The sequence below is a fragment of the Gracilibacillus thailandensis genome (assembly GCF_010994055.1).
Taxonomy (GTDB): Bacteria; Bacillota; Bacilli; order Bacillales; family Amphibacillaceae; genus Gracilibacillus; species Gracilibacillus lacisalsi.
This window is the reverse complement of sequence record NZ_WJID01000034.1, coordinates 44,356-70,763: the sequence shown is the minus strand read 5'-3', so window position 1 is coordinate 70,763 and position 26,408 is coordinate 44,356. Positions and strand designations below refer to the sequence as shown.

At 37.0% G+C, this 26,408-nt stretch carries 30 protein-coding genes; 26 read left to right on the top strand and 4 right to left on the bottom strand.

The annotated features are described in order from the left end of the window. Positions 1 to 122: 122 nt before the first annotated feature. The 7 genes from GH715_RS11525 (at position 123) to rpsN (ending at position 6,580) form a co-directional block, all read left to right on the top strand. Entirely contained in the window at positions 123 to 1,088 is a 966-nt protein-coding gene (locus GH715_RS11525) for an ABC transporter substrate-binding protein (protein ID WP_163578619.1), read from the top strand. Between the two features lie 11 nt (positions 1,089 to 1,099). Further along, complete coding sequence (locus tag GH715_RS11520; RefSeq protein WP_153835529.1) at positions 1,100 to 1,909, top strand: ABC transporter ATP-binding protein; 810 nt, start codon at positions 1,100 to 1,102, stop codon at positions 1,907 to 1,909. A 65-nt stretch (positions 1,910 to 1,974) separates the two neighbouring features. After that, the gene (locus GH715_RS11515) at positions 1,975 to 3,009 is read left to right on the top strand and encodes a FecCD family ABC transporter permease (protein WP_228760304.1); all 1,035 of its coding nucleotides are present in this window, start codon (positions 1,975 to 1,977) and stop codon (positions 3,007 to 3,009) included. Next, on the top strand, positions 3,006 to 4,043 hold the full coding sequence (locus GH715_RS11510) for a FecCD family ABC transporter permease (RefSeq protein WP_153835531.1): 1,038 nt from the start codon (positions 3,006 to 3,008) through the stop codon (positions 4,041 to 4,043). The genes GH715_RS11515 and GH715_RS11510 overlap by 4 nt, the downstream gene beginning before the upstream one ends. A 22-nt stretch (positions 4,044 to 4,065) precedes the next feature. Further along, on the top strand, positions 4,066 to 5,103 hold the full coding sequence (locus GH715_RS11505; RefSeq protein WP_153835532.1) for an NAD(P)/FAD-dependent oxidoreductase: 1,038 nt from the start codon (positions 4,066 to 4,068) through the stop codon (positions 5,101 to 5,103). A 41-nt stretch (positions 5,104 to 5,144) separates the two neighbouring features. Continuing rightward, positions 5,145 to 6,068 (top strand): iron-hydroxamate ABC transporter substrate-binding protein, encoded by a 924-nt coding sequence (locus GH715_RS11500; RefSeq protein ID WP_153835593.1) that lies wholly within the window; start codon positions 5,145 to 5,147, stop codon positions 6,066 to 6,068. Positions 6,069 to 6,310: 242 nt separating this feature from the next. Beyond that, positions 6,311 to 6,580 (top strand): 30S ribosomal protein S14, encoded by a 270-nt coding sequence (rpsN, locus tag GH715_RS11495; protein WP_153835533.1) that lies wholly within the window; start codon positions 6,311 to 6,313, stop codon positions 6,578 to 6,580. Positions 6,581 to 7,000: 420 nt separating this feature from the next. Here the strand turns inward: rpsN and GH715_RS11490 are convergent, their stop codons facing one another. Continuing rightward, positions 7,001 to 8,149 (bottom strand): oligogalacturonate lyase family protein, encoded by a 1,149-nt coding sequence (locus GH715_RS11490; protein WP_153835534.1) that lies wholly within the window; start codon positions 8,147 to 8,149, stop codon positions 7,001 to 7,003. A 322-nt stretch (positions 8,150 to 8,471) separates the two neighbouring features. Between GH715_RS11490 and GH715_RS11485 the strand changes: the two genes are divergently transcribed. Beyond that, positions 8,472 to 9,113: a pyridoxamine 5'-phosphate oxidase family protein gene (locus GH715_RS11485; RefSeq protein WP_153835535.1), complete on the top strand. Its 642-nt coding sequence runs from the start codon at positions 8,472 to 8,474 to the stop codon at positions 9,111 to 9,113. 310 nt (positions 9,114 to 9,423) lie between these two features. Beyond that, positions 9,424 to 9,873: a DUF3995 domain-containing protein gene (locus GH715_RS11480; RefSeq protein ID WP_153835536.1), complete on the top strand. Its 450-nt coding sequence runs from the start codon at positions 9,424 to 9,426 to the stop codon at positions 9,871 to 9,873. 62 nt (positions 9,874 to 9,935) lie between these two features. Here the strand turns inward: GH715_RS11480 and GH715_RS11475 are convergent, their stop codons facing one another. Beyond that, a complete protein-coding gene (locus GH715_RS11475; RefSeq protein ID WP_153835537.1) occupies positions 9,936 to 10,556 on the bottom strand; it encodes an NUDIX hydrolase in 621 nt (206 codons plus the stop codon). A 149-nt stretch (positions 10,557 to 10,705) separates the two neighbouring features. Between GH715_RS11475 and GH715_RS11470 the strand changes: the two genes are divergently transcribed. Continuing rightward, the gene (locus GH715_RS11470) at positions 10,706 to 11,179 is read left to right on the top strand and encodes a DinB family protein (protein ID WP_163578618.1); all 474 of its coding nucleotides are present in this window, start codon (positions 10,706 to 10,708) and stop codon (positions 11,177 to 11,179) included. A gap of 305 nt (positions 11,180 to 11,484) precedes the next feature. Then, a complete protein-coding gene (locus GH715_RS11465; protein ID WP_153835539.1) occupies positions 11,485 to 12,576 on the top strand; it encodes a C40 family peptidase in 1,092 nt (363 codons plus the stop codon). Positions 12,577 to 12,816: 240 nt separating this feature from the next. Here the strand turns inward: GH715_RS11465 and GH715_RS11460 are convergent, their stop codons facing one another. After that, the gene (locus tag GH715_RS11460; RefSeq protein ID WP_153835540.1) at positions 12,817 to 13,410 is read right to left on the bottom strand and encodes a TetR/AcrR family transcriptional regulator; all 594 of its coding nucleotides are present in this window, start codon (positions 13,408 to 13,410) and stop codon (positions 12,817 to 12,819) included. A gap of 18 nt (positions 13,411 to 13,428) precedes the next feature. Further along, positions 13,429 to 13,890 carry a hypothetical protein gene (locus GH715_RS11455; protein ID WP_153835541.1) on the bottom strand — a complete coding sequence of 154 codons (462 nt, stop codon included), beginning with the start codon at positions 13,888 to 13,890 and terminating at the stop codon, positions 13,429 to 13,431. 410 nt (positions 13,891 to 14,300) lie between these two features. On the opposite strand from GH715_RS11455, the gene GH715_RS11450 reads away from it, so the two are divergent. The 15 genes from GH715_RS11450 to GH715_RS11380 all read left to right on the top strand — a co-directional run bounded on the left by GH715_RS11450 (position 14,301) and on the right by GH715_RS11380 (position 26,344). Then, entirely contained in the window at positions 14,301 to 14,762 is a 462-nt protein-coding gene (locus GH715_RS11450) for a hypothetical protein (RefSeq protein WP_153835542.1), read from the top strand. A 109-nt stretch (positions 14,763 to 14,871) separates the two neighbouring features. Next, the gene (locus GH715_RS11445; RefSeq protein ID WP_153835543.1) at positions 14,872 to 15,459 is read left to right on the top strand and encodes an LOG family protein; all 588 of its coding nucleotides are present in this window, start codon (positions 14,872 to 14,874) and stop codon (positions 15,457 to 15,459) included. Positions 15,460 to 15,547: 88 nt separating this feature from the next. Then, the gene (locus tag GH715_RS11440; protein WP_153835544.1) at positions 15,548 to 16,405 is read left to right on the top strand and encodes an aminoglycoside 6-adenylyltransferase; all 858 of its coding nucleotides are present in this window, start codon (positions 15,548 to 15,550) and stop codon (positions 16,403 to 16,405) included. A 6-nt stretch (positions 16,406 to 16,411) separates the two neighbouring features. After that, positions 16,412 to 17,170, top strand: a complete 759-nt coding sequence (locus GH715_RS11435; protein WP_153835545.1) for a GNAT family N-acetyltransferase — start codon at positions 16,412 to 16,414, stop codon at positions 17,168 to 17,170. After that, positions 17,164 to 17,514 (top strand): hypothetical protein, encoded by a 351-nt coding sequence (locus GH715_RS11430; protein WP_240469383.1) that lies wholly within the window; start codon positions 17,164 to 17,166, stop codon positions 17,512 to 17,514. Before GH715_RS11435 ends, GH715_RS11430 begins: the two co-directional genes overlap by 7 nt. 78 nt (positions 17,515 to 17,592) lie before the next feature. Continuing rightward, the gene (locus tag GH715_RS11425) at positions 17,593 to 18,429 is read left to right on the top strand and encodes a glycerophosphodiester phosphodiesterase (RefSeq protein ID WP_420842027.1); all 837 of its coding nucleotides are present in this window, start codon (positions 17,593 to 17,595) and stop codon (positions 18,427 to 18,429) included. Positions 18,430 to 18,603: 174 nt separating this feature from the next. Then, positions 18,604 to 18,900: a DinB family protein gene (locus tag GH715_RS11420; RefSeq protein ID WP_153835547.1), complete on the top strand. Its 297-nt coding sequence runs from the start codon at positions 18,604 to 18,606 to the stop codon at positions 18,898 to 18,900. 9 nt (positions 18,901 to 18,909) lie between these two features. Beyond that, complete coding sequence (locus GH715_RS11415) at positions 18,910 to 19,077, top strand: hypothetical protein (protein ID WP_153835548.1); 168 nt, start codon at positions 18,910 to 18,912, stop codon at positions 19,075 to 19,077. 17 nt (positions 19,078 to 19,094) lie between these two features. Next, entirely contained in the window at positions 19,095 to 19,646 is a 552-nt protein-coding gene (locus tag GH715_RS11410; protein WP_153835549.1) for an alpha/beta fold hydrolase, read from the top strand. 47 nt (positions 19,647 to 19,693) lie between these two features. Then, positions 19,694 to 20,302, top strand: coding sequence for a dihydrofolate reductase family protein (locus GH715_RS11405; protein WP_153835550.1), 609 nt, complete (start codon positions 19,694 to 19,696; stop codon positions 20,300 to 20,302). 488 nt (positions 20,303 to 20,790) lie between these two features. After that, positions 20,791 to 21,429 carry a hypothetical protein gene (locus GH715_RS11400; protein ID WP_163578615.1) on the top strand — a complete coding sequence of 213 codons (639 nt, stop codon included), beginning with the start codon at positions 20,791 to 20,793 and terminating at the stop codon, positions 21,427 to 21,429. A gap of 6 nt (positions 21,430 to 21,435) precedes the next feature. Continuing rightward, positions 21,436 to 22,149, top strand: coding sequence for an ABC transporter ATP-binding protein (locus GH715_RS11395; RefSeq protein WP_153835551.1), 714 nt, complete (start codon positions 21,436 to 21,438; stop codon positions 22,147 to 22,149). Beyond that, the gene (locus GH715_RS11390) at positions 22,118 to 24,586 is read left to right on the top strand and encodes an ABC transporter permease (protein ID WP_163578614.1); all 2,469 of its coding nucleotides are present in this window, start codon (positions 22,118 to 22,120) and stop codon (positions 24,584 to 24,586) included. The genes GH715_RS11395 and GH715_RS11390 overlap by 32 nt, the downstream gene beginning before the upstream one ends. A 12-nt stretch (positions 24,587 to 24,598) precedes the next feature. Then, a complete protein-coding gene (locus GH715_RS11385) occupies positions 24,599 to 25,102 on the top strand; it encodes a PadR family transcriptional regulator (RefSeq protein ID WP_153835553.1) in 504 nt (167 codons plus the stop codon). A 255-nt stretch (positions 25,103 to 25,357) separates the two neighbouring features. Next, positions 25,358 to 26,344, top strand: a complete 987-nt coding sequence (locus tag GH715_RS11380) for a LacI family DNA-binding transcriptional regulator (RefSeq protein ID WP_153835554.1) — start codon at positions 25,358 to 25,360, stop codon at positions 26,342 to 26,344. Positions 26,345 to 26,408 lie beyond the last annotated feature (64 nt).

Genomic DNA, 26,408 nt, shown 5'->3' with positions numbered 1-26,408 from the left:
GTAGATAAAACTACACCACCACATTTGACAAAGAACCTTTTAATCTAGGGTTGTATTTAACAAGGGATTAGTTTATACTCTTTAATTGATAATGATTATCAATATTAATTGGAGGAGAAACGGTGAATAAATGGAATAATTATAGTCTCGCAATGTTGTGTTTGTTGCTTATGGTTTTACTAAGCGCATGTAGCTCGAATCAAGCAGACTCAGCTATCAATGAAGAAGATAGCAAGGATGGCAGTGTCAGGTATTACGAGAGTGAAAAAGGAAACGTGGAGATACCACTCGAACCTTCAAGAGTAGTTGTTGCTGTCAGAGATTATGTTGGCGATGTATTAGCTGCTGGAGTTAAACCTGTAGGAATATCGGAAACAATGGTTTTTGATGCACCTTATTATCAGGATCGGTTAGATGGGGTAGAGAGTGTCGGAGAGGATACAGCAATTTCGTTAGAAAAAATCACGAGTTTAAATCCAGATTTGATTATTACATATGCAGAAGATTCATACGAACAATTGTCCAAAATCGCTCCAACGGTTTTACTTCCATACGGAACTCTTGATTATGAAGAACGCCTACTTGAAATCGGCAACATATTAAATAAAGAGCAAGAAGCCGAACAACGTTTAGAACAGTATCAGGAAAAAGTGAAGGAAAAGAAAGAACAACTTTCAAACATTTTAGAACAAGACGCGAAGGTAGCAATCATTGAAGTTACAGATAAAGATTTATACTTATTCGGTAAAACGTACGGACGGGGAGGAGAAATTTTATATAACCAATTAGGGTTAGAACAACCGCAGAAGGTAGAAGAAGTAACAGAAGCTGAGGGGTGGGCAAGTATTTCTCAAGAAACAATACCAGAGTATTTAGGTGAAGCGGATTATATTTTGATGGGTGTGCGAGAGCAGGGATCAGACAGAAAAGCAGAGGTCCAATCTAGCAAACTATGGACGGAATTACCTGCAGTTAAAGAAGGAAAGGTCTATGAATATGACCTAGACTCGTTCTATTTTCAAGATGTTATCGCACTGGACTATCAATTAGATTTACTGGTGGATTTCTTTCAATCTAGTGAAAAGTGAGGAGATATTACATGGATGCTTTAGATGTCAACAAAGTCAGTGTAGGTTATTCCAATGACTTAATTATTAAAGATCTAAGTGTTTCTATGCCTAAACACAAGATCACTACTATTGTCGGACCTAATGGATGTGGTAAATCTACATTGTTAAAGACCATTGTACGTGTGTTGCAAGCAAAAGAGGGAGCTGTTTTCCTTGAGGGTAAAGCGATCCACACATTAGATACGAAAGAGGTTGCCAAACGAATGGCGGTTTTACCCCAAACAGCTCAAGCGCCTAGTGGACTAACCGTATTTGAACTGGTGTCTTATGGACGTTTTCCTCATCGTAAGCGGATGGGAAGATTATCCAAACATGATTATGAATATATTAATTGGGCACTGGATGTAACCGGTTTGAATGATTTACGAGACCAACCAGCTAATGCTTTATCTGGAGGACAGAGACAAAGAGTGTGGATTGCAATGGCATTGGCGCAAGGGACAGATATTCTGGTGCTTGATGAACCCACTACCTATTTAGACTTAGCACATCAATTAGATATTTTATTATTATTACAGCGTTTAAACAAAGAAGAAGGTCGTACCATTATTATGGTTCTCCATGACTTAAATCACGCATCACGTTTTTCTGATTATATGATAGCGATGCGCGATGGAGCAATTGTAACAGAAGGAACACCAAATGAAGTGATGACTTGCGATTACTTAAGAAGAGTTTTTCAGATTGATGCAGAACTAATCTCATGTCCGCACAGTGCCAACCCGGTCTGTTTATCCTATCAGCTATGTGAACATAGTGCTGGTTGTAAAGTTAGATAGTATTAATTATTTCTCTGGGTGTGAAAGAAAGGAATTATTAATAGATGGAATGGTCAAAGGAACAAATGAACGAAAAAGAACAATTACAGAAAGTGAAAGATACGGCTCGTCCGACAGTTGGAATATTAATCTTAACTGCTGGAACAGTGTTACTCATGTTTTCACTCGCACTGTCGATATCACTAGGAGCGGCCGATATTGACTTTAAAACAGTTTGGGGGACGATATTTCATTTCAACCCTAATTCAGTGGATCATCAAATTATTTGGGAGCTGAGAATACCTCGGGTTATTGGAGCAGCAATTGTTGGCAGTTGTTTTGCAGTGTCTGGTGCATTGATGCAAGGAATGACACGAAATCCATTAGCTGACTCTGGTTTGCTTGGATTAAATGCGGGAGCTGCTTTTATGTTGGCTTTATGCTTTGCTTTTTTTCCGGGCTTATCCTATTCCTACGTCATCGTATTCTCCTTTTTAGGAGCGGCATTAGGAGCAGGGATTGTCTATGGTGTTGGTTCTTTGTCGGAAAATGGGTTAACACCCATTCGCTTAGTATTAGCAGGAGCCGCTGTTAGCGCCTTGTTAGGGGCATTAAGCGAAGGAATAGCACTCTATTTCGAAATTGGCCAGGATTTAGCTTTCTGGTATGCCGGGGGTGTATCAGGTACGACCTGGGGGCAATTAAAAGTAGTCACACCATGGTTATGTATAGCGCTACTAGGGGCAATTGCTTTATCACGGTCGATTACGATCCTTAGTCTAGGAGAAGAAGTGGCAATTGGTCTTGGCGGGAGAATGGGTCGAGTCAAGTTATTAAGTGCCGTTATTATTTTAGTTTTAGCAGGAGCGGCTGTTTCAGTAGTTGGGGCTGTTAGCTTTGTTGGATTGATTGTACCTCACCTCGCTCGTCGTTTAGTAGGGCATGATTACCGCTGGATTATTCCTGCATCAGCAATGTTAGGAGCATTACTGGTTGTATTGGCTGATTTAACAGCAAGAATCATCAATCCTCCTTATGAAACACCAATTGGTGCCTTAATCGCACTTTTAGGTGTACCTTTCTTCTTGTATTTAGCGAGAAAAGGGGGAGGAAACGTATGACGAACAAACAATGGAAAACAACGAGTCAACTAAAAAAAGAAAGACAGGTAAAATTAACTGCTTTGCTCCTTTTTATCCTGATCAGTGTCTGTTTCTTTATTAGTTTAAATACGGGTCATATCCGATTATCACCTCAAGAAAAACTTATCACTCTATTCGGTCAAGGTACAGAACAGCAATCGTTAATCTTATTTGATTTTCGCTTACCGCGTATGGTTATCGCTATTTTAGTAGGCATGGGTTTGGCGGTATCCGGGGCGGTATTACAAGGGATTGTTCGCAATCCATTAGCGGAACCTGGCATCATCGGAATTAATGCAGGAGCAGGACTAGCAGTGATGCTATTCATTTCCTTTTTTGCAACTGTATCAGACGCACCGGTTTTTGTGATGCCGATCATCGCGTTTATTGGCGCTGGAGGAGCGGCACTAATCATTTACATCTTGTCCTATAAACGTCATGAAGGAATTTCTCCGATTCGTCTTGTGCTTACCGGTATCGCCATTGCGGCCGGGATTGATGCATTAATGATTGTCTTGACATTAAGACTCGATCCGGATAACTATCAATTTTTAGCGACATGGATAGCAGGTAGTATCTGGGGTTCGAATTGGAAATTTGTCCTTGCATTATTGCCGTGGTTACTTGTATTTCTTCCATTCATCTATTCTAAATCTTCTGTTCTTAATATCCTAACGCTTGGCGATGAAACAGCGATCGGTTTAGGTGCACATATGGAGAAGGAGAGGCGGATCCTGTTAATATTAGCAGTTATTGTCGCTGCAGCTTGTGTTTCAGTAAGTGGTGGTATCGGTTTTGTTGGTTTAATAGCCCCCCATCTTACGCGACGGTTAGTTGGGGATAAACACGAATATATTATTCCGATTTCGGCAATGGTGGGTGGCTTATTGCTGCTTGTTGCGGATACGTTAGGGCGATGGATGATGCAGCCATCCGAAATTCCAGCAGGTATTATTGTCGCCGTAATTGGAGCTCCATATTTCTTATACTTGTTGGCAAAAACGAAAGATTAAAAAAAGAGAGGTGCTATTGGTAATGGAAGATAATAAAGAGTTATATGACGTGACGATTATTGGTGGAGGCCCGGCTGGATTATTTGCCGCTTTTTATGCAGGATTACGTGAAATGAAGGTGAAGGTGATTGAAGCACAAGATAGATTAGGAGGAAAAGTTCATGTTTATCCCCAAAAAATGATTTGGGATGTCGGCGGTATGACACCTGTAACAGGTTCGAAGTTAATCGAGCAAATGATAGAACAAGGACTTACCTTTGATCCGACAGTTGAACTCGAACAGACCATAACAAAAATGAACAAACTAGATTCTCAAATATTTGAATTAGAAACCGACCAACAAAAGAAACACTATTCCAAAACAGTGGTAATGGCAGTTGGTGGAGGAATTATCGATCCAATCAAACTCGATGTTGATCATGCATCAACTTTTGAAGATAGTAACTTGTTTTATAGTGTACAGTCCCTTCAAGATTTTAAGAATAAAACCATTTTGATATCAGGTGGTGGGCCATCGGCTGTAGACTGGGCTAATGAATTAGCTCCGATAGCAAAGAAAGTTCTACTAATCTATCGAGGTGACCAATTGAAGGGACATGAGGCCGACGTTTCAAAATTAACGAAAAACAACGTTGAGTATCGGACCCATACAGAAATAACCGCACTACTAGGTGATGATCAGATTAGGGAAGTGACATTACTTCATAATCAAACAAAACAGACGGAAATTCTTTCAGTAGATGCAGTTCTTGTCAATCATGGCTATCATCGCAACCATCAATTGATGAACGAAAGTGGCCTTCGAATGGATTTGAAAGATAATTATTTTATTAAAGGCAATGTGCTGGGAGAATCGAATATTCCAGGTTTATATGGCGCTGGAGATATCCTCTCACATGATGGAAAGCTGCACCTTATTGCTGGAGCTTTCCAAGATGCTGCAAATGCTGTGAATGGTGCGAAGCGTTACCTAGATCCCGAAGCACAAAAAGTAGCACTTGTGTCTTCTCATAATGACCGCTTCAAAGAAAAAAATAAACAATATCTATATGTGAAGTAAATAATATTATTTTTTAATAGAAAGGAACATGAAACATGAAAATGAAACACTTTTTCTTTATGATTATTGTAACCTCTAGTATTTTCGTAATCAGTGCATGTGGTAGTGATTCAAGTGAACAAGCGCAATCATCTACAACAGATGGAGAATCTTCAGATACGGTTACATACGAATCAGAGACTGGACCAGTCGAAATCCCTGCTGATCCACAACGAATCGTTGCTGTAACAAATGCTCCTAATGTACATGCGCTGGACGGTAAGCTAGTCGGTGTTGACCAATGGACAAAATCCAACCCACTTTTTGCAGACGACCTAGAAGATGTCGCTACTGTTTCTGAAAATGAGCCAGAAACTATTATGGCACAAGAACCAGACCTCATCATTGCTGGATCTCACATGGAAAACCTAGAAGAACTAAAGAAAATTGCCCCTACCGTCATATACACGTGGGGGGAACTTGATTACCTTTCTCAACAAGTGGAAATTGGGAAATTACTGAATAAGGAAGAAGAGGCTCAGGAATGGGTTGATGATTTCAAAGGACGTACAGCAAAAATCGGTGAGGAGATCAAAGCAGAATATGGGGAAGACGTTACAGTAACAGTGTTTGAAGTGGATGCGAAAAATTTCTATGTATTCGGTGATAATTGGGCACGAGGTACAGAAATCTTATATCAGGCTATGGATCTCAATATGCCAGAAAAAGTAAGGGAAGATGCGTTGGAAGAAGGATACCACACATTGTCATTAGAAGCTCTACCAGAATACGCGGGTGATTTTATCGTCGTTAGTAAAAAAACATCCGAGGATAACGAGTTTATGGAAAGCGATACATGGAATAATATTCCGGCCGTTCAGAATAATCGAGTAATCGAAATCGACCAAGACGCGTCCACCTATAGTGATCCTATCACACTTGAATATTTAACAGATATTTTTGAAGAAGCTTTTCTAGAAGAGTAAGGCCAACAGAAACTGGATCTGCAATAAGTGAGAGACTTATTGCAGATCCAGTTTTCTTATAGAAGATAGATAGGGAAACACTCCGGACTTCCTGATCGATATCTCACAAAACATAAATCGTAATCATTACTATTTACATTTTTATATAATGTACTATAATGCAAAAGAAGACGTAATCATTACGATTTAAATTGATTTTGATATAGAGAATAAATGCTAATTATTGAAAGGAGTAAGCTCAAATGGCTAAAAAGTCTAAAATTGCAAAAGAGAAAAAACGCCAGAAAATGGTTGAACAATATGCAGCCTTGAGAAGAGAGCTAAAAGAGAAGGGTGATTATGAAGAATTGCGTAAATTGCCACGAGACTCTTCTCCAACTCGCTTAAAAAGTCGTTGCGAAGTTACTGGCAGACCAAGAGGTTACATGCGCAAATTTAACATGTCACGTATTGCCTTTAGAGATTATGCTCATAAAGGACAAATACCAGGTGTGAAAAAATCTAGTTGGTAAGAATGAAGGTTTTGTAGTATGTAACAGGGACCTTTAAAGTGTGTCCCTGTCTTATTAGTGGGCAAGCCGAATTGGTTGTTACGCCTAAAAATAACTACTTTGGACAGGACTGGGTTGGTTTTCCCAGTTTTTCTTATGAAGTGTAAAGTGATGAATAAAATAGATAAACTGCAAAGTATACTTCTCTAGTACCTGGAAACACCGTTCTGTTCCGGGGAAAAGATGGTCTGTTCCGAGGAAAAAGGCTTCTCTTCCAAGGAAAAGATCTTCTCTTCCGGGGATAAACGACTATATCCCCGGAACAGAAGGATATATCCCTGGAAGAGAAGGATATATCCCCGGAACAGCAAAGGATATCCTCGGAAGAGAAGCCCTGTTCATTTGTTTCGCAGTTTGAATCTATTGGCCAAAAACCAATCACTATTTATTCGCATGAAAATCTGGTAAACGATCAAAATTCTCCGGCAAATCAATTAAATACAGATTACCGTAGCCATTTTTATCACTAGTAAACAACAATTTCGTGCCATCTGGGTTAAATTGTGGATGGGCATGTACCTTTTGTACATGGAAACTGCAACGATGTTCACATAATATTTTTGGATTGGAAAACGTACCATCAACCTGTTCCCAGACAATTAACTTATCGAGCGGTGATCTACCATCTATTACAACCTTGGAAAACCCATGAGAATGTGCATGCCAATTGCGGAATGAAAACTCTACTTCTTCCATATCGGTATTGTTATAATGTATTTTTCCGAAAAAAGCAGTTCCATTTTCCCTAAATCCATGATACCCGATATGTTCCCCATCTGGATACCAGTATTCGTGCCCAACCATCTCACGAGCTTCCTTTCTTTCACGAATCTTCCATACTTCTTTTGTTTCCAAGTTAAGTCCCCATATTCGATGGTCAACAAGGTGCCACGGACCTTCATGGCAGAATGTGATAAGGTTATGATGGGTAGGTGAAGTATTGATATGTGTGATGAAGTTATGATCATCAAATACTATGGTAGACTCACCATTTTCAATCTTTATTTGAATAATTTGCGAGTAAGGCTTTGCTTCCATTAATTCACGATGACCTACATAGCCATTTTTTAAATCAATTGGAAATTTGTTTTTAAAATCTTCATGTTGACATGTAATAATATATTTCCCATCTGCAGTACAGTTAATATTACCTCCAACTAGTGATGGATCTCCTTCATGAATCACCCTTTCTTTCAAGGTGATTAAATCAATTTCGATAATTTGATGTTCTTTTCTGAAGAATGCGAATTGTCCATTTGGATGTAAGCAAGCGGGTAAACTACCATAAGTCGTATCGTGATCGGTCAATTGTACAATCTCTCCAGTGGATACATTCACGCTAAATAAGTTGGTTTTATTCTCTCGATCCGAGCAAAACAATATCTTATTACCATTATCGTACCAACCGTTTTCTGTAAAATAGAGGTGATGACTGTGACCAGTATAATCTGTTAATTGTGTAATGGTTACTCCTGAAAAGCGATCTTTGTATCTTTTCCATTCTGCTGGCCATACGGTACTTTTGGACATAGAATTCCAACCCTTTCTTTTTTAGAAAATTTACTCACCTAAATGTAATCGTATTCATTTTGTGATTTAAAAAGAAGTCTTCGTCATAAGTTCATTTTAAGTTATCCTTTCCTTTTACTCAAAGGATTTAGTGAATTCGGTTTGAAATAAGGTAACTTCACATTTTGCTCCAATTATTGGTATTATATAGAAAGAGACAAGACCATTGGAATATCAGATTGTACTCAATGAGAAGCCTGTTTTATTAAAATCTAATGCGATAACTTTTGTGGTACAGAAAAATAGTAAGGAATATAAACATATTAAATGTAGAGGTGTATACATGAATAACGAAGACTATGAATTTGAGCGTGTAATAGAAACAGAAGAGCAACTTGAGTCTATTATCGGTCATCCGAGTGAATTAGTAAATAATAAAGTAATTTCCATACTTGATCAGAACTGTTCAAAGTTCATAGCTAACTCTCCGTTTTTGGTTATATCTAGTTCTGATGAGTCTGGTTTTTGTGATGTATCTCCAAGAGGTGACCAGACAGGCTTTGTTGAAGTGTTAAGTGAAAAGAAGTTAATCATCCCTGAAAGACCTGGAAATAAAAGAATGGATACCATGCGTAATATTTTATCGAACCCAAGGGTGGGTCTTATCTTTTTCATACCGGGATTAGGGGAGACACTTAGAGTGAATGGAAAAGCGACGTTAGTAACTGACGAGGATTTGCTAGAGAAGATGGCGGTAAGAGGGAAAAAACCTCTTGTTGGGATCGGAGTAGAAGTGGAAGAGTGTTATATTCATTGCGCAAAAGCATTTAAACGATCAGGCTTGTGGAATCCCGATTCCTGGCTGGATCAAGACTTATTGCCATCTGCCGCTAAAATGATATATGAACATGCGAAACTGCCTGGGACAAGTGTAGAATCTATTCAAGCTAGGTTAGCAAAAAGTTACGCACAGAAGTTGTATTGATCAAAACTTATAGCCAGTTATGGGAGGACGTTATGGATAGAATAAAACAGGTTCTAAAGTACATGGAGGTAACAAATATACAGTCGCAACAGGGTGGTTGGGCATTACTTCCCGGTAAATAAAGAATCTATTAAAGAAGACTTTTTTGTCCCATTTTTAGAATTTTTCAAAGTTATATTAAATAATAATAATGAACATATGGCAATTGATGTCCGGGAGATAGTGAACGGTCATAAGGCTCAAATAGATAGACCATTAGGATATGAATCAATTTACTAAATTCTCCTAAATAGAAAGGAGCACCTTCTATATGAAAAGGAATTTTTGGTTAATATCTCTGGGAATCGTCTGGACAGTTCTTTTTGCTGGTATGAGCTTTTATTGGGCAATGGGTGGTTTAAAGGGCGTTCGATCCTTGGGGGGATCTATTTATGAGATGTCGTTAAACCCTGAACCTTCGTTTATTGTAATAGTATGGCTAACCGGCGTAATTAAACTACTTGGCTTGATTTTATTGTTGATGCTGCTGGTCAACTGGAATAATCATACAATAATCAAAACCCTTTACTACATGACAAAGATTGCTGGAATAGCCTTATTTCTCTATGGCTTACTAAATTTTATTACGATTTCTTTAAGCGCGATCCATGTACTAGATTTTGATCTAGATTCATACGCGACATTCTGGAGATTAGTATTTTGGGAACCATTCTGGATGCTTGGAGGAATTTTTTACTTTTTCTCAGTCAAAAAATCATAGGTTGTGCCATTTTTTCAAGCCCAAAATTAAGACAAATTTCATTTTTTCCTCCTCGATTATCCCTAATTATTAATGGTATCAGCAATCCGTTTCATAACTTGATGGAAATATGCTTTTCGATGGGGAACAATATCTTTTAAACTTATCTTTCTGTTAACGACGGTTCTCGCCCCGAGCTCATTTATTTCCCAGCCATCTACTCTAATTTCCTTTTTCTGATCAAAGCACAAATTATAGAAATCATGAAACCTTGCTTTCACAATCCCAGCAACCTCTTCTTGTTGCAAGCTAAACTGATCGGTTTCTTGTACACGGTATAGAAAGACATTTGCCCATTCTCTGTCCAAAAAGCTATTTGTTTCAATGGGATCTTCGATAACGCCTAATGATAGTAAATGGTTCCAATCTACATCAATCCCAAGTTCTTCTTTTATTTCTCTAATACCATCTGCAACAGTTTCCGTTGATAATAAATGGCCAGCGGCAGTTATGTCAAAAAGGTTAGGGAAATCCTTCTTATCATTGCTACGTTTTTGCAAATAAAGATAATCTATGCCATCATGGTTATCAACGAACCAGCATTGAAAGGTTTCATGCCAGTATCCGTTCTTATGCACTTCATCCCTATCTGCTACACCTATTTCCTTGTGATTCTCATTATAGATTGTCAATTCTTCTCTCATATATCTAATCCACCCATAATATATTTTGTCTGTATATGTTAGTATAGCATAAAATACACTAGTGATTACCATTAAATGGTTATTGCGCCAGTTTGTTGGACGAACTAACATTTGATCATATGCGTAAAATAAACATAGGAGTGAGTAAAATGAACACAAAGGAACTTATTTTGAACCAATTTGAAGCTAGTTATAATAGAGATACTTGGTTTGTATCATTGAAGACTGCGGTAGAGGGGATTGGTTCTTATCAAGCCTCTTACAAAAGCGAAAATTCTAGCCATTCGATAATGGAGATTGTGCAACACTTATACTTTTATAATTTACTAGAGTTAAATCGCTTTAAGGGCTTAGCTGATCATGTAAGTATCAAAGATAATAAGACAACATTTAGTAATGCAGAAGAAATGAGTTGGGAACAACTATTAAACAAATTATTTAACACAATGAAAGATTGGCTAGATGAAATGAAACGATGTGACGAGGAATATATAAAAAGGTATATAGAAAGTCTTACTTACATAAACTTACACAATGCCTATCACATTGGACAAATTTTGCAAATTCGCAGAAGTCATGGAATGTGGGATGAGAATAAAGGGGTTAACTACACTGTATGTTGATTAATAGATAGAATTATTTCAGAATGTTGCCACATACTTAAGGAATTACATGAGTCTTTATGCTCATTTCTAGTTTTCTCCTATTTTTCGGGAAAGTTTAACAATTTTTTTAATAATTTCTCTATTTATCTATCAATTTTTTCTAAAAAAAGATATAATATCCTCAAGTAGATTTAAAATAAAGTCACGTGTGTTAGTATAAAAGTCATACTATACGTTTTCGATAAAATGAATATAAGTGTGTTTCAATCGAACTTTATTTTAAATCAACGCCACAACTCATAGAAAATAGGAGGATATGGAAATTGGCAAATAAAAAAGTGGTTATGTCGGTTACCTTAGGTGCAGCGATTGCAGCAGCAATGGTAGGTGCAGATGAAGCAGAGGCTGCATCCTATAAAGTCAAAAGCGGGGATTCATTATGGAAGATAGCACAAAAATATGATACCAATGTTCAATCATTAATCGACATCAATAAGCTCACTTCAGATGTCATTTATCCGAATCAAGTTCTACAAACTAACAAAAAATCTTCCAGTAGTAATTCAAGTAGTAGTACAAAAAATAAAGACAATCAGAGTAACCAAACAGAACAATCGAATTCTGCTAAAAAGTATACCGTGAAAAGTGGAGACACGCTAAGTGCGATTGCATCCAAACATAATATTTCACTTAATGATCTAATGAAATGGAATGATTTAGATACTACATTAATTTACCCTGGAAATGTTTTTGTTGTTTCAGAGCCTGGTAATACAAGTAGCAGTTCTAAGAACAATAACACTTCTACTTCTAAGTCGAAACCTAAAGAACAAAGTGTAGGGTCTACTACAGTGTACGTTGTAAAATCTGGTGACACGCTTTCTCATATTGGAGCAAAGCACAGTGTGACGGTTGCTAATTTGAAGAAGTGGAATAATTTAAGTTCAGATAGAATCTATATCGGACAAAAATTAAACATCGGAGAAGCCAAAAGTAGTAACTCTTCTTCCCAGAATAGTAGTTCTAGTGACAAGTCAACAGTTGATGTAGAATACAATGTCGATAAGCTTATTGAAGCTGCGACAAGTTTGGAAGGCACCGGTTATGCATGGGGTGGAGCAACGCCAAATGGATTTGATTGTAGTGGGTACATATATTATGTTTATAAAGAAGCTGGTATGGATATTCGTCGCCTTTCCAGTTCTGGATACTATGACCGTTCCTATTATGTAAACAACCCTAAAGTAGGAGACTTAGTATTCTTTGAAGGAACTTATAAATCTGGTATTTCTCATATGGGAATCTATTTAGGAGATAACAAGTTTATTCATGCAAGTTCCAAGGGAGTTGTTGTTACTAGTCTAGATAATTCTTATTGGAAGAAGCACTTTGCAAGCTTTAAACGATTCTATTAAAAAAGAATGGCAACAAGTTTAGTTCTTCATGAATGAACTAACATAGGTAAAACTTAATGATTAAGGCTAAACGATTAGATATTGAAGCGACTGTCACCATTATATGGGGACAGCCGCTTTGTATGCATTAAGTTAATTTCGTTCGGAGGTAAGGAGTACTTGCAGAGGTTAAGTTAAAAGAGTGGGCAAGTTACCAAAAAACGTCATATAGTGTGACTTTTTTCTTGAGAAAATGTTTAATTATTTGACCATCTTCGTCACCATGGTTATTAATTCATTTTTATAAGTCTCCAAGTTAAAGTCTTCTTGATTGATAAGCATGCTTTCGGCAATAGCTCCTTGAATGATGATAGAGACATTCTTCGTATCAAAAGTACTAAATTCCCTTGTTTCTTGACCATATTGTAATATTGTTTGTAATAGTACATATAACGGATCTTCTTCATCCTCTGCAACTTTGTAGTAAGGTATATTGTCTGGTGTGCGAGCATTAAAGATAATTTCGATTAATGCTACATTGTGAGCATGATGAGTACCTTGATAAGCCAAAGAGGCATCTATAAAAGTAATAAGTTGATCATATGCAGATTTGCGCTCAGCAACTTTTTCTTTAATAAAGTCATATTGATTTGTTAATAAATAGACAAGTGTATTGTTTAACACATCTTCTTTATCAGAGAAATGATAAGAGATCAGTCCTGTACTAACCTTTGCTTTTTTGGCTATTTTGGCCAAACTGATCTTTTTATAACCAATTTCGTCTAAAGCTTCAATGGTTGCTTTGATAATTTGCTCTCTTCTCGCTTGTGTAATAAAAGACGGTTGCTTTTCCATTCTCTTTCCTCCTGCATATTACTTTTTCAATTTTTTAAGTTGATCGATTATCCACAAAACACCAATAATAAAAAGTACGCCTAATATGATTATATCGAATTTACTTGGATAATTCTCGATAAACATTCTAATCGGTTCGGGCACACTCCCTTGAAAAATGGACTGCAGAACTATTCGGATCACTCGTAAAATAAGCAAGAAAAGCTGGAGCATTAAGAGTACGGGTATCAAAGTTAATCCACCAATGAACAATTTCCAAGCTTCCTCTTTATTAAATACGAATGTGACAGCAGAAAAGACTAACACCGTACCAATGATAGAAAATATAATGATTCGCAGCCAATGTACAAATTCTAAATCTCCTTGTGTGTAACGGTAGAAAACATAGAAAAAAGCTAATAACGACAGCACGATACTTATAAAGGGAAGAAGGCGTTGAAGCCAATCAGGGAGACTTTTATATGCTTCTACATGATCCATAAAACCACTCCTTTTTGATTAATCAATATTTATTTTGATTATTCAATCAAATTTTATCATTACAATAAATATTTTACAAGAGAACGGATCAGAAAAAAACAGGGGACACCCTCTGTTTTTTTCTTGTGCTACAGCTATACCTGAGTTAAATTAAGTTCTCTAAATATCGATTGCATATAGGTAGTCGTATCTATTATACCTACTTCCCTTTTTTTCCATAGGAGTAGTTTGTGATAAGATCAAGATAGGACTACTAAGAAGTGAAAGACATAAAACTGTAACATTAATTTAATATGGATAAATGAAACCTTACATGTAGTGAAATCGTCTCCTTTAATATAGAAAAATAAAGATAAGTACAAGAAAATGTCTTATTTGTATATACATTCAAGGGAAGGAGCAATTCAACATTGAAGAAGGTATCTTTTATACTAATCATTCTTTTTGGCCTATTATGTGCTTGTTCTACTGAGGAAAAAACGGTTCAAATAGATAATAAGGATTTTGCCGATACATTATATGTGCAGAAGGTGGAAAATAATTTTACTTCAGATAAACTAGCGAAGATGATAGAAGATACGGAGAAGATCAAACAAGTGTTATCGAAGGTGGAAGGACTAGAAGCAGAAAAAATTGATAATGATGAGCTAATCAGGATACTAGAAAATCATGATAGTTACTATATGTTTGGCTTTTTTGAAGGTGATAGTACAAATATTCAAAAAGAAGATTACGGGTTTCAAATTTTGGAGGATGGAACGATTCTATTCAACTATGATCAAGTCGACAATTCTGATCATCCTCTTGTCACGGTGGACACACATAAAGATATTTTAGAGGATATGAAAGAAATGCTTGAAATAACTTTCTGATTTCAAGTGGAATGTCATAATTGCTCTTTCTCTATTAGGCATAAGTAGGAATATAGGTTAATATAGTAATATATGAAGTAATCAATAATGAATGAGTGAGGTAATAGTAATGAAAAGATTAGCAGTTTATTGTGGATCTAGTACGGGGACTGACCCGATTTATGTAGAAGAGGCAAAGAAGTTAGGACAGCTATTAGTAGCGAACGGTATTGATCTGGTATACGGCGGTTCAAATGTTGGTTGTATGGGAGCTGTTGCCGATGGTGTTTTAGAGAACGGCGGTAATGTGATCGGTGTCATTCCAGAAAAGTTAAAAAATGTGGAGATCGCCCATGAAAAACTGACTGAACTACATGTAGTGCAATCGATGCATGAGCGAAAAGCGATGATGGCAGATTATGCGGATGGATTTATTGCATTACCAGGTGGAACAGGAACGTTAGAAGAATGGTTTGAAGTATTTACATGGGCTCAAATCGGTTACCATAAGAAACCATGTGCATTGCTTAACATCAATAATTACTATGATCCGATTATGACGCTTTTTGATCATATGATAGAGCAAGGATTTGTGAAACCTGCATATAAAGAACTGATTTTAATAGAAAATGAATCCAAAAAATTAATCGATCGAATGTTGAAATATGAGGGAACTTATATACATAAATGGGGAGCGGAACCAACAGAGAAAAAATAATGGTTATAGTTCTAACAAATATCCCTACGCCAAACAGTAATAACTGAGCGAGACCTAAATGATACAGAAAGATGGTAGGTGGATGAGTTTGGTTAATTTGACATACGATATTATAACGGAGAGATTTCAATCATTTGCTGAAAGAGAGCAAAATATCCGAGCAGCAATAATAGTTGGCTCAAGAGCAAGGCAAGAAAAACCAGCTGATCAATATGCAGATCTGGATCTCGTTATATTTGCGGAAAATCCCAATTCATTACTGCATCATACCAAATGGTTAGCTCAGATAGGTAAGTATTATCTTACCTTCCTTGAACAAACAGCAGTTGGTGGAGGGATAGAAAGAAGAGTTTTATTTGATGGTGGACTGGATGTCGACTTTGCTTGCTTTCCTATATCAGCAATTGCAGAGATGGAGTCTCACCATCAAGTCTTAAGTGTTCTTTCCAAAGGAACAAAAGTACTATTAGATAAGGATCATATCATACCACGCCTGAAAAACAATAATATAAAGCAAAATAATAAAGAAATGTCAGAAGAGGAAATAGAAAATATGGTGCACGATTTCTGGTATCACGCCGTCCTAGCTGCTAAAAAACTACGTAGAGCTGAGTTGTTAGAAGGGAAATCTATAGTCGATAGTTATATGAAGCACTTGCTGATATCTTTCATTCGAATACAAGCAAAATTAAAGAATGGTAATGAGTATAACACATGGCACGGATATCGTTTTTTTGAAGAATGGGCTGATACTAAATTTGTGTCTCCATTCAAGCAAATCTATGCACATTACGATGAAGAAGATGTTTGGAAAGCACTTAAAAATACCATGAATCTGTTTCATGAAGTCGCTATAGAAGTTTATCAATTCAAGAATCTTTCTTATCCTCACGAAAATATTCGATACGCAATTCATTTAGTTGATTCATATTATCAAGGGAGATAACAATAAATGAGTAGTGATATAGATATTCGAAAAATCGAAGAGCTATCCATGAATGCTTTTCCCTCACTGCAAACGCAACTTTTGGATGGATGGGTATTACGTTTTTCCAATGGCTATGCCAAAAGAGCAAACTCTATTAATCCGTTATATCATTCACAAGAAGATATTAACCGAAAGATAGAGAAATGTGAAAAAGTATACCAAAGGAAAGGATTAAAAGTTATCTATAAACTAACAACTCACGTTTTCCCGGAAGAATTAGACAACATTCTAGAACGAAAAGGGTATGGCCTTGTTGGAGAAACGAGCGTTCAATTATTATCCCTAGACGAAGAAGAGACAATTTTCTCGAACAAGGCTAGTATTGATAATCAATTAAATGATAGATGGTTTTCAGAGTTTTGTGAATTAAATCATATAAAAGTTGCGGACCAGCATACGCTTAAACAGATGTTAAACCATATTAATGCTGATGTTTGTTATGTTCGTTTGACTAACGAAAAGGAAGAAACGCTCGCATGTGGAATGGGTGTGTTAGAAGGCGGGTGGATAGGGTTATATGATATTGTTACGAGTAAAATGCATAGAAACAAAGGCTATGGTATAGAACTCGTTTCTTCGATTCTGAATTGGGGAAAGAAACACGGTGCAGAAAAGGCTTACCTACAAGTGATGTTACATAATATACCAGCTTTAAAGCTATACAAAAAGCTAGGCTTTACAGAAGCGTATCAATATTGGTATAGAATAAAAAGGGAATGTTAATACACGATGGTGAGGTGAAGCGCTTGTATACTATCCTCGCATATTCCTCCTTAACTGTAGCACTTTTATCAGTAGTTTTAGCTGTTAGCGGGAAACGTTACTATTACTGGGTATCAGCAATTGGCATTTATATATTTAGTTTCTTGGCGGGGTTTTCTATAGGGCAACTGACAGTAGGATTAACGTTTATACCACTCGTATTGGCTGTTGGTTATACGTTCGGTTGGATCAAAAATAAAGCTCAAATTTTAATAGTTTTAAGTATAGGTGTCCTCATAGGAATTATCATGGTATTTTTTGTGGATGATAAATGGGTGTTTTTACCTTTCTGGATCTTTAGTTAGAATCATTTTTAGAGTAGTGAAGGTGATGTTGTGAAGACAACTTGGAAATGGAGCTTCATCGTACTTTTTGTTGTGATAGTGATAATTGGAGGAACATATTTATGGAAGGCTGAGGAAAAGGTGAGGAATGTTAATAGTGTATCACCCATTTCTTTATCTTCTGACAAAATTTTAAATATAGCCCATCGTGGAGCATCCGGCTATGCACCAGAACACACATTAATTGCTTATCAGTCTGCTCAACAGATGAATGCTGATTATTTAGAGATTGACATACATATGACAGCTGATGGAGAGTTAGTTGCGTTGCATGATGAGGATGTTTCCCGTACGACAAATGGAAGTGGTTTAGTTGAATATATGTCTCTTACTGAACTGAAAAAATTAGATGCTGGTACTTGGTTCAATATTGCTTATCCTGAAAAAGCAGACGATTATTATGTTGGAATAGAAGTGCCCACTTTAGAAGAGATTTTCGATAATTTCGGTTTACATAGCAATTATTATATCGAAATAAAAGACCCAGATCCTGTGATGACTGACAAATTTCTTAGCATGTTAGAGGACTACCACCTAATCGAAGAAAATAAAGTCATCATTCAATCCTTTAGTGCAGAGACATTGGAACAAATTCATGCAAAATATGAGTCAATTCCGCTTATTCAACTGTTGTATAAAGATGAAGCAAAGTCCGCTAATTACAATCAGATTCGACAATATGCATCAGGAGTAGGTGTTTCCTATCAAGAGCTTGATCAAGAGCTCGTTCAAAAGATTCATCATGAAGATTTACACGTTCATACTTATACAGTCAATACGGCAGAAGATATGGTACAAATGGTAAGGTGGGGAGTTGACGGCATTTTTACAGATTATCCTGATCGGTTGGCAGAAATACTTTCAAATAATAGTTAATAAGAGTAACTTTGTAAATCGCTAATGACCTCCGTTCACATATGAAAAGTGAGCGGATTTTTTTACTTATAAAGAGAGCAGAACCCTAGCAATTAATAAGAAATGTGTTGTGTTAGTCTTTGGTATACTCTCATTAATGTTTGATTGAATACTAAACCAAGGAGGAGGAAGCACATGACAATATTGGATCAATATGAGTTGACGAGAGGGTTGTTTATTGATTCCATCTCACCGATTGCGAAGGATTTGATTGATCTGCAGCCACCTGGATTTCGTAATACGATTCATTGGCAGATTGGCCATGTATTAGTCATAGCAGAAGAAATTGCTAATTTCCCGCATCGAAGTAAGAGTAGCTTACCAGATAATTATAAGAAGTTGTTTGGAAGAGGTACCAAACCTAATGATTGGCGTCAAAATGTACCAAGCATGGACCAATTAATATTAGATTTACAAGATCAAGTAAATTGAATCGGGAATATGTCATCTGAACAGGTGCAAGAACGTTTAATAGAACCATTTGATGGGATCGACCGTTTTGAAGAGTTTGCTAGTCTTGGATTATTCCATGAGGCCATGCATTTAGGGCAGATTTTTGCAATGCAGCGAATATTGGAGCAAAATCATTCGGGTTATCAAGATTTATAGTATAGGAGATGTAACAGTTGAAAAAACAAATACTTTTTGTTCATAGTGCAGGGCCACAGGGTCCTCAGCAAGGAAGCAGTGATTTAATCGAATATTTACAAGCTCTACTTGGTGATACGTATCATTTGTTATCTCCTAAGATGCCTAATCCAGAAAGTCCTGAGTATGCCAGATGGAAAGCAGCATTAACAAACATATTCGCTAACTTGGACAATGAAGTTATACTGATTGGACATTCGCTAGGTGGTGCGGTTTTATTAAAATATCTTTCGGAAATGGATGTAAAGCCTGTTGTCTCTAGTTTGTTCTTAATTGCATCACCATACTGGGGAAAAGAGGAGGACTGGCAGGCTGAGGAGTTTACCCTAGCAGAGAATTTCACATCAAAACTTCCACACGTATCCAATATATATTTGTATCACAGCAAGGATGATATGGTAGTGCCGGTTACGCACATCCATCACTACGCGAACGAATTTCCACAAGCTATTACTAGAGTGTTAGAAAGAGAAGATCATTACTTTTCTAATGGCATACCTGATCTCATAACTGATATAAGGATCTCTTAGTTAGATCCAGTAAGATATTATTAAAGTATATAGAAAGGAGAAATGGAATGGGTAAAGTAATTCTAGATATTTCTATGTCACTTGATGGTTTTATCGCAGGTGTGAATGATAACCAAAAACAGCCGCTAGGAGAAGGAGGGGAATTGATTCAAAACTGGTTGTTCAGTGGTGATCAATCCAGTCGTTACAATGAATTTTTTAAGCTTTCTGCAACAAACAAGGAAATTTTTGATGGTCCAGTTCCCATGACAGGGGCGATGGTTGTAGGGAGGAGAACTTTTGATATTGTTAATGGTTGGGGTGGCAGTCACCCGATTCAGGGTGTTCCTATTTTTATTGTGACACACGAAGCTCCGGAACGTTATGTAGAAGATAAGACAAGCTTTACTTTTGTCACAAGTGGAGTTGAAGATGCTATTGTACAGGCGAAAGAAGCTGCAAATGGTAAAAATGTCAGTATTGGAACAGCAAGTGTTGCTCAGCAATGTATAAAAGCCGGTATTCTGGATGAAATGCATCTGCATGTAGCGCCAATCCTAATGGGAAAAGGTATTCGCTTGTTTGATCAAATTGGCTCAGAACAAATAAAGTTAGAATCTCAAGAAGTTACAGATGGTTCAAATGTTACACACTTGAAATATAAGCTGTTGTATTAGCATCTTGTTTTTTTACGGACAGTTTAGAGTCCATATGCAAAATTGTGTCCGTAAAAACAGATCTTATGGACAGTATGAGGGAAATGTGAGAAATTTTGTCCATAAGAATGCGTCTTACAGACAGTTTAAAGTAAATAAGTCAAAATGTGTCCATAAGATTGATTCTTATGGACACAAATACGTAAAAATCTGAAATCGTGTCCGTAAGAACCCCGAATCCCCCCCATTTCTTTCTAAAAATCACCCGAATAATATTTGGAAATAATCAAGGACTATTAGTAAAATGAGTATCATAACGGAATTATCTAATAGAAGGTTGGGTTTCAAAACTAAGAGATAAAATATAAAGGAGTTAAAAAATTGCCGAAAGAGTACATGTAGTACTTTTTCGGCTATTTTACAATCGGCCATAAAAACAGATTGACTTTATATACTGAGTAAGTATATACTCGATATATATTTACTCAGTATATAAAAGGGTGGGAAAATTGAATTTTATTGTCCAATACCAATGGGAAATCTTTATTGTCGCTGAAATACTATCACTTGCCTGCTTATTGTTATTTGGTGGGGTGCGTTATCTGTTTGGTAAGAGGAAACATAGCTTATTCTTCTTATTTTTGTTCCTCTTCTTACTCATTCTAGAAGCTGGATTAGCCTTCTTGATCTATAACGAAACAGGTGAAATCTCCACATTCCAAATAGTTATTACTATATTTGTTATTTACGCTTGTACGTTCGGTATTAACGATTTTAAAAAACTTGATCGATGGATGCGAATAAAAGTAGGAAAGTGGAGAGGTGTTGATTTACTAACAGAAAAAGATAAGGCGATTATGAAAAAGCAACAAGATCCAAAGTATATTGCGAAAATAAATCGATATAGTGCAATAGCTCATTTATTAATATTTGTTATCGTACAAACCGGCTTCTGGCTATATGGATTGGGGGATTTTACACATTTCAGCGAATATATTACCGATTTTTCCTGGATTGGAACGGAGGACTTAGAGAAAACGCCATATCCAAATGAGACACTCTATCGTATTTCGATGTTATGGGGGTTAATATTTATCGTTGATTTTATCTGGTCGATGTCTTACACGATTTTTCCAGCGAAAGGATGAAAAAGTTTGATTAAAACAATAGGTTTAACAAAGGATTTTAAGGCAGGAAAAGAGATGGTTTCCGTATTAAAAGGAGTAGAGTTCACCGTCAAAGAAGGGGAGTTTGTAGGGATTATAGGACCAAGTGGATCTGGAAAAACGACACTGCTACATTTATTGGCAGGGTTGGATACCCCAACAGAAGGGTCCATTCAGTTAAACGGAGATGAGTTATCATCCCAATCTGAAAAACAGCGTACTATTTTTCGGCGTCAGAAGATAGGTCTCGTTTTTCAAAATTATCAATTATTGCCTACTTTAACAGTATTCGAGAATATTGCTTTTCCACTGCATGCAGATGGGAAGAAGACTTCCACAAAAGATGTGAACGAGCTTCTAGAAGCAGTCGATCTGAAGGGATATGAGAAACGTTTTCCCAATGAGCTTAGTGGAGGACAACAGCAAAGAGTAGCAATCGCAAGAGCATTAATCCATAAACCAGCGATTTTATTAGCAGATGAGCCGACCGGAAATTTAGATCGAGAACGCTCCAGTGAAATTCTCGACTTATTAGCTAAGCTTCATCAGGAGCGAAATCAAACGATTGTGATGGTGACACATGATATGTTTGCGGCAGGTTATTCAGATCGAATTGTGTTATTTAAAGATGGGGTGATTGAAGCAGAAGTACAAAGAGAGGATGAAGAATATGCGTTTTTCCTTTCTCGTTTCATGGCGTAATCTTACGCAGCATAAAACACGGTTTTTCCTAACGCTTATTGCCATGATATTAGGTGTTACCGTAATGACCAGTATGCTGATAGCGAAAGAAACCACGATTAAAATCATGGATGAACAAGAGCAGCTATATGCAGGAGATGCTGATTATTGGATAAAGAGCAATCAGCGTTTTTTCTCGGAGAGTGAAGTGGAGTGGGTAACAGATCGTGAGGAAGTTGAAAAAGGTGTCGCAGCATTACTTAAACAAGGTTTTATAAATGTAGAGACGGAGAACATTGCACAAGCTTCTGTCAGAATTACGGGTGTTTCGAGTTATGATCATGAACTAATTGAATTACCTGTTAAAGAAGGGGATGTCACTAAAGAAGGTTTAATTATTACGGAAAACGCTGCTGCTCTATGGGGAAAAGGCGTCGGGGATATAGTAACATTTAAGGACATGGGGCAGGTCGAAGTGACGGCAGTTGTTTATGAAGGAGCAATGCTGAACAGTCCCAAAACATTAGAAGGATCGACTTTTCGTGATGCACGTGTCATGGTTCCTTTAGATACTTTGCAAGAATGGACGGGGATGGAAGGGCAAATCTCTAATTACCGTTTTTCAGTAAAAGGGGAAAAACAAACAGAATTATTGGAAGCCTATCAAGCGAACCTAGAAGGCTCACAATTATTTGTACAGCCGGTAGTTGTCGATAGTCAACAGAATAATGATGTAGCAGGTCTCTATTTCATGTTTGATATTATTGCGATTCTTTCTATATTCATCAGTGCATTTATTGTTTTTAACATGCTTTATACAACTATTGTTGAACGAAGGAAAGAATTTGCCGTAATGAAAAGTTTGGGATATACGAATGGAAGCATTAGACGGTTGATAGCATACGAAATTGGGGTTCTTGCTGTCATAGGTTCAATACTTGGATTACCACTAGGCGTGTGGTTAGGTTCTTTTCTCCAGGAGATGTTTATGTCTGCTATTGCTACTCAAACGATTACCTATGAGTTAGAGCTGATTAAACCAATAATAATTTCAGGAATGGTTGGTCTCGCTTTTCCTTATCTTGCTGTCATATTTCCTATTTATCAAGCGGGTAAAACGTCTGTTATAGAGGCATTATCAGAGAGTACCATTAATCGTCATAAAAATGGAAAGGGGTCGCTTATACGTATCCTAGTGGGTGTTATCTGCACAGGAATTGGAATGATTGATAATACGTGGACATTCTTACTCTTATTCGTCGGTTTAGTACTGTTGTATCCAATTTGGATGAAGCTATTTCAATGGTTATTACAACCTCTATACAAACTGTTTTTCCGATATGCAGGAGAGCAAGCTATCCGGTCCGTAAAGCAATTCGAAAATCGAAATGTAAATACATCTGCTATGCTAGCAATAGGTGTGAGTCTCGCTTTATTTATGAGTGCAGCTTTAGAATCTTTGCCTGAAGGAATAGAAGATGATATTCATGCCACTTTTGGTGGGGATATACATGTGGAAAAAGAGTCACCGTGGATAGATGCAGATTTGGAAAAAGTTAATAAGATAGAAGGTGTAAGTGATACTATCCCTTATGCAGAAATTCCCAACATAACATGGCAAACCAAAACAGGTGAATTACGAGAATTTTCTATTATTAGTTATACTGGTGAACCACAGAATGCGGAGCTGTTCGCCATTTCGCAAATAACGGAAGAGCAGGGAGAGCATCCAGCAATTTTTGTTGGAGAGAGAGCATTAACAGAATGGGGTGGTGAGCTGGGTAAAGATATAACATTGAATACCCCTTCCGGTCCAGTTACCTTTTTTGTCAAAGGAACCGTTCAAACTTCTCATTATATGAACTATGTCGCATTTGTAGAAGACAGTGTATTGACGACTAACTTAAACTGGCCAGAGAAGTTCCATCTGATTATTGATACATCTGATGAAGAAACAATTCCGCTCGTTTTCACACAGTTTTGGCGTTCCTTTGAGGATTCGATCGTAAATGTTAACCCAATTACAGTTAGTATTGAACAGGGGAAGCAAGCTTTAACAGGAATGCAGGAATTAATGCAAGGCTTGTTATTGTTGATAATTGCCTTGTCTGCAATCGGTATTAGTAATACATTATTGATGAATACGATGGAACGGATAAAAGAGCTGGGTACAATGCGAGCGCTCGGTTTTACAAGAGCACAGGTAAAGGTTATGATTATGGCCGAGGGACTTATGATCGGTATTACCGGAATTATAATAGGAACGTTATATGGTGTACTAGTCATTTACCTGAATGCCCATTCTGCTCAAGGCCAAGCCTTGCTGAGCTTTACAGTTCCCGGGATGAGCCTATTTTTAGCAATTGCAGGAGGATTATTGTTTACCCTTCTTGCTTCATGGTTTCCGAGCAGAACGGCATCACATATACCAGTGAAAGAAGCGATAAACTATGAATAAGCAGGGATTACCATGTCAGTAAAACATTCTATGCTTGCATTATTATATGAAAAACCGAGACACGGCTATGAATTGAAAACAGGCTTTGAAGAACTTGTTCAAGGAATGTGGCCACTCAATGCTGGCCAAGTATATACCACTCTTGATCGGTTGGAGCGTGATGCTTTAGTAGAGTCTCCGGGAAACGATCAAAAGGATCGTAAGCTTTATACGATAACACAAGCAGGTAAAGAAGAACTGTGGAGTTGGTTGGAAAAACCGGTCGGAAGGTCATTGTTGAAAGACGAATTTTATTTTAAGTTTCTCTGTGCTGATCATGTAGCATACGGTGAGAAACAAACAATGATCAAGAAACAAAAAGAAACGATGATAAAGGATGTCCTTCATTTAACCCATTTAAAAAAACAAATGACGCAATCAGGAAATGATACGATGAAAATGCTTATCGAAGGAGCATTACTGCATTTAGAAGCGGATATAAAATGGCTTGATATCCTTGCTGGGGACCAAAAATAAAATGGATGTGGCAAGATTTGAACCGAGAATGTATGAAAACTCATCTCGGTTCTTTATTTTAATGTCTTTTTTCCATCCTATTTGTTAAAAAATGTTGTATAACAGGTAGAGTTTGACTTTATATTTCCCTATATTATAATGTTATCAAATATGTAATGGATTACATTTTGATAGATAATCAAGGTCCGTATATGGTGAATTCTTCATTTTTAATTTATATGGTGACCTTCATGATGTTAGAAAGGAGGTAGTATTATGCCTACTATACAAGACGTGGCAAAAAAAGCAGGTGTTTCAGTTGCGACCGTTTCACGGGTTTTGAATACTCCGTCTGCGGTGACAGAAAAAACGAGACAAAAAGTTCAGGATGCAATGCAGGAATTAGATTATGCCCCTAGCATTTTAGGTCGAAATCTCAGGAATTCTGAAAGTAGAATGTTGCTTGTTTTGATACCGAAGATATCAAACCCTTTCTATTTGCGAATAGTTGAAGGAATTGAAGAGACTGCACTAGATCATGGGTATAATATATTAGTCTGTCAAACCCATTCTAAAACGGAAAGAGAAAGTGTCTATTTTGATCTACTAAAAAATCGGTTAGCAGATGGTGCTATAACCATGGATCCTACGATAGATAAGGATAAACTCGTACAACTGGCTAGACAATTTCCGATTGTACAATGTAGTGAGTATGATAAAGATAAAAGTTTATCTTATATTACGATTGATAGTGAGTTGGCAGCATACCAGATGACAAAGTTCCTCTTAAAACAAGGACATAAGCGAATTGTCCTAATCAATAGTGATGAAAAATTTCTTTACGCTCGTGAACGAAAGAAAGGCTTCCATAGAGCATTAAAAGAATTTGAAATAGAATTTGAGGATGATTGGATTTATAAAACAAATGATGTGACGTTTGAAGCAGGTCAACAGGCGATGAGGTCACTGTTGAGTCATAAGGCAGGAAAGTTTACCGCAGTTTTTGCTGTATCCGATGTATTAGCTATTGGCGCGTTAAAGGAGTTAAATACGCAAGGGGTCCACGTTCCCGATGAGATGGCGATCGTTGGTTTCGATAAAATTGACTTTACCAATATGACATTCCCAAGATTAACAACGGTTGCGCAACCAATGTATAAAATGGGAAGTATAGCAGTAGATATGTTAATAAAGAAAATTCGAGGCGAGGAAATAGAAGATGTCATATTAGACCATGAATTAATTATAAGAGAATCTACTTAAAGGGTTCAGAGTATCTTTTTCCACCGATTAAATTAAGATAATTTATTTTCGTAAATCATTGACT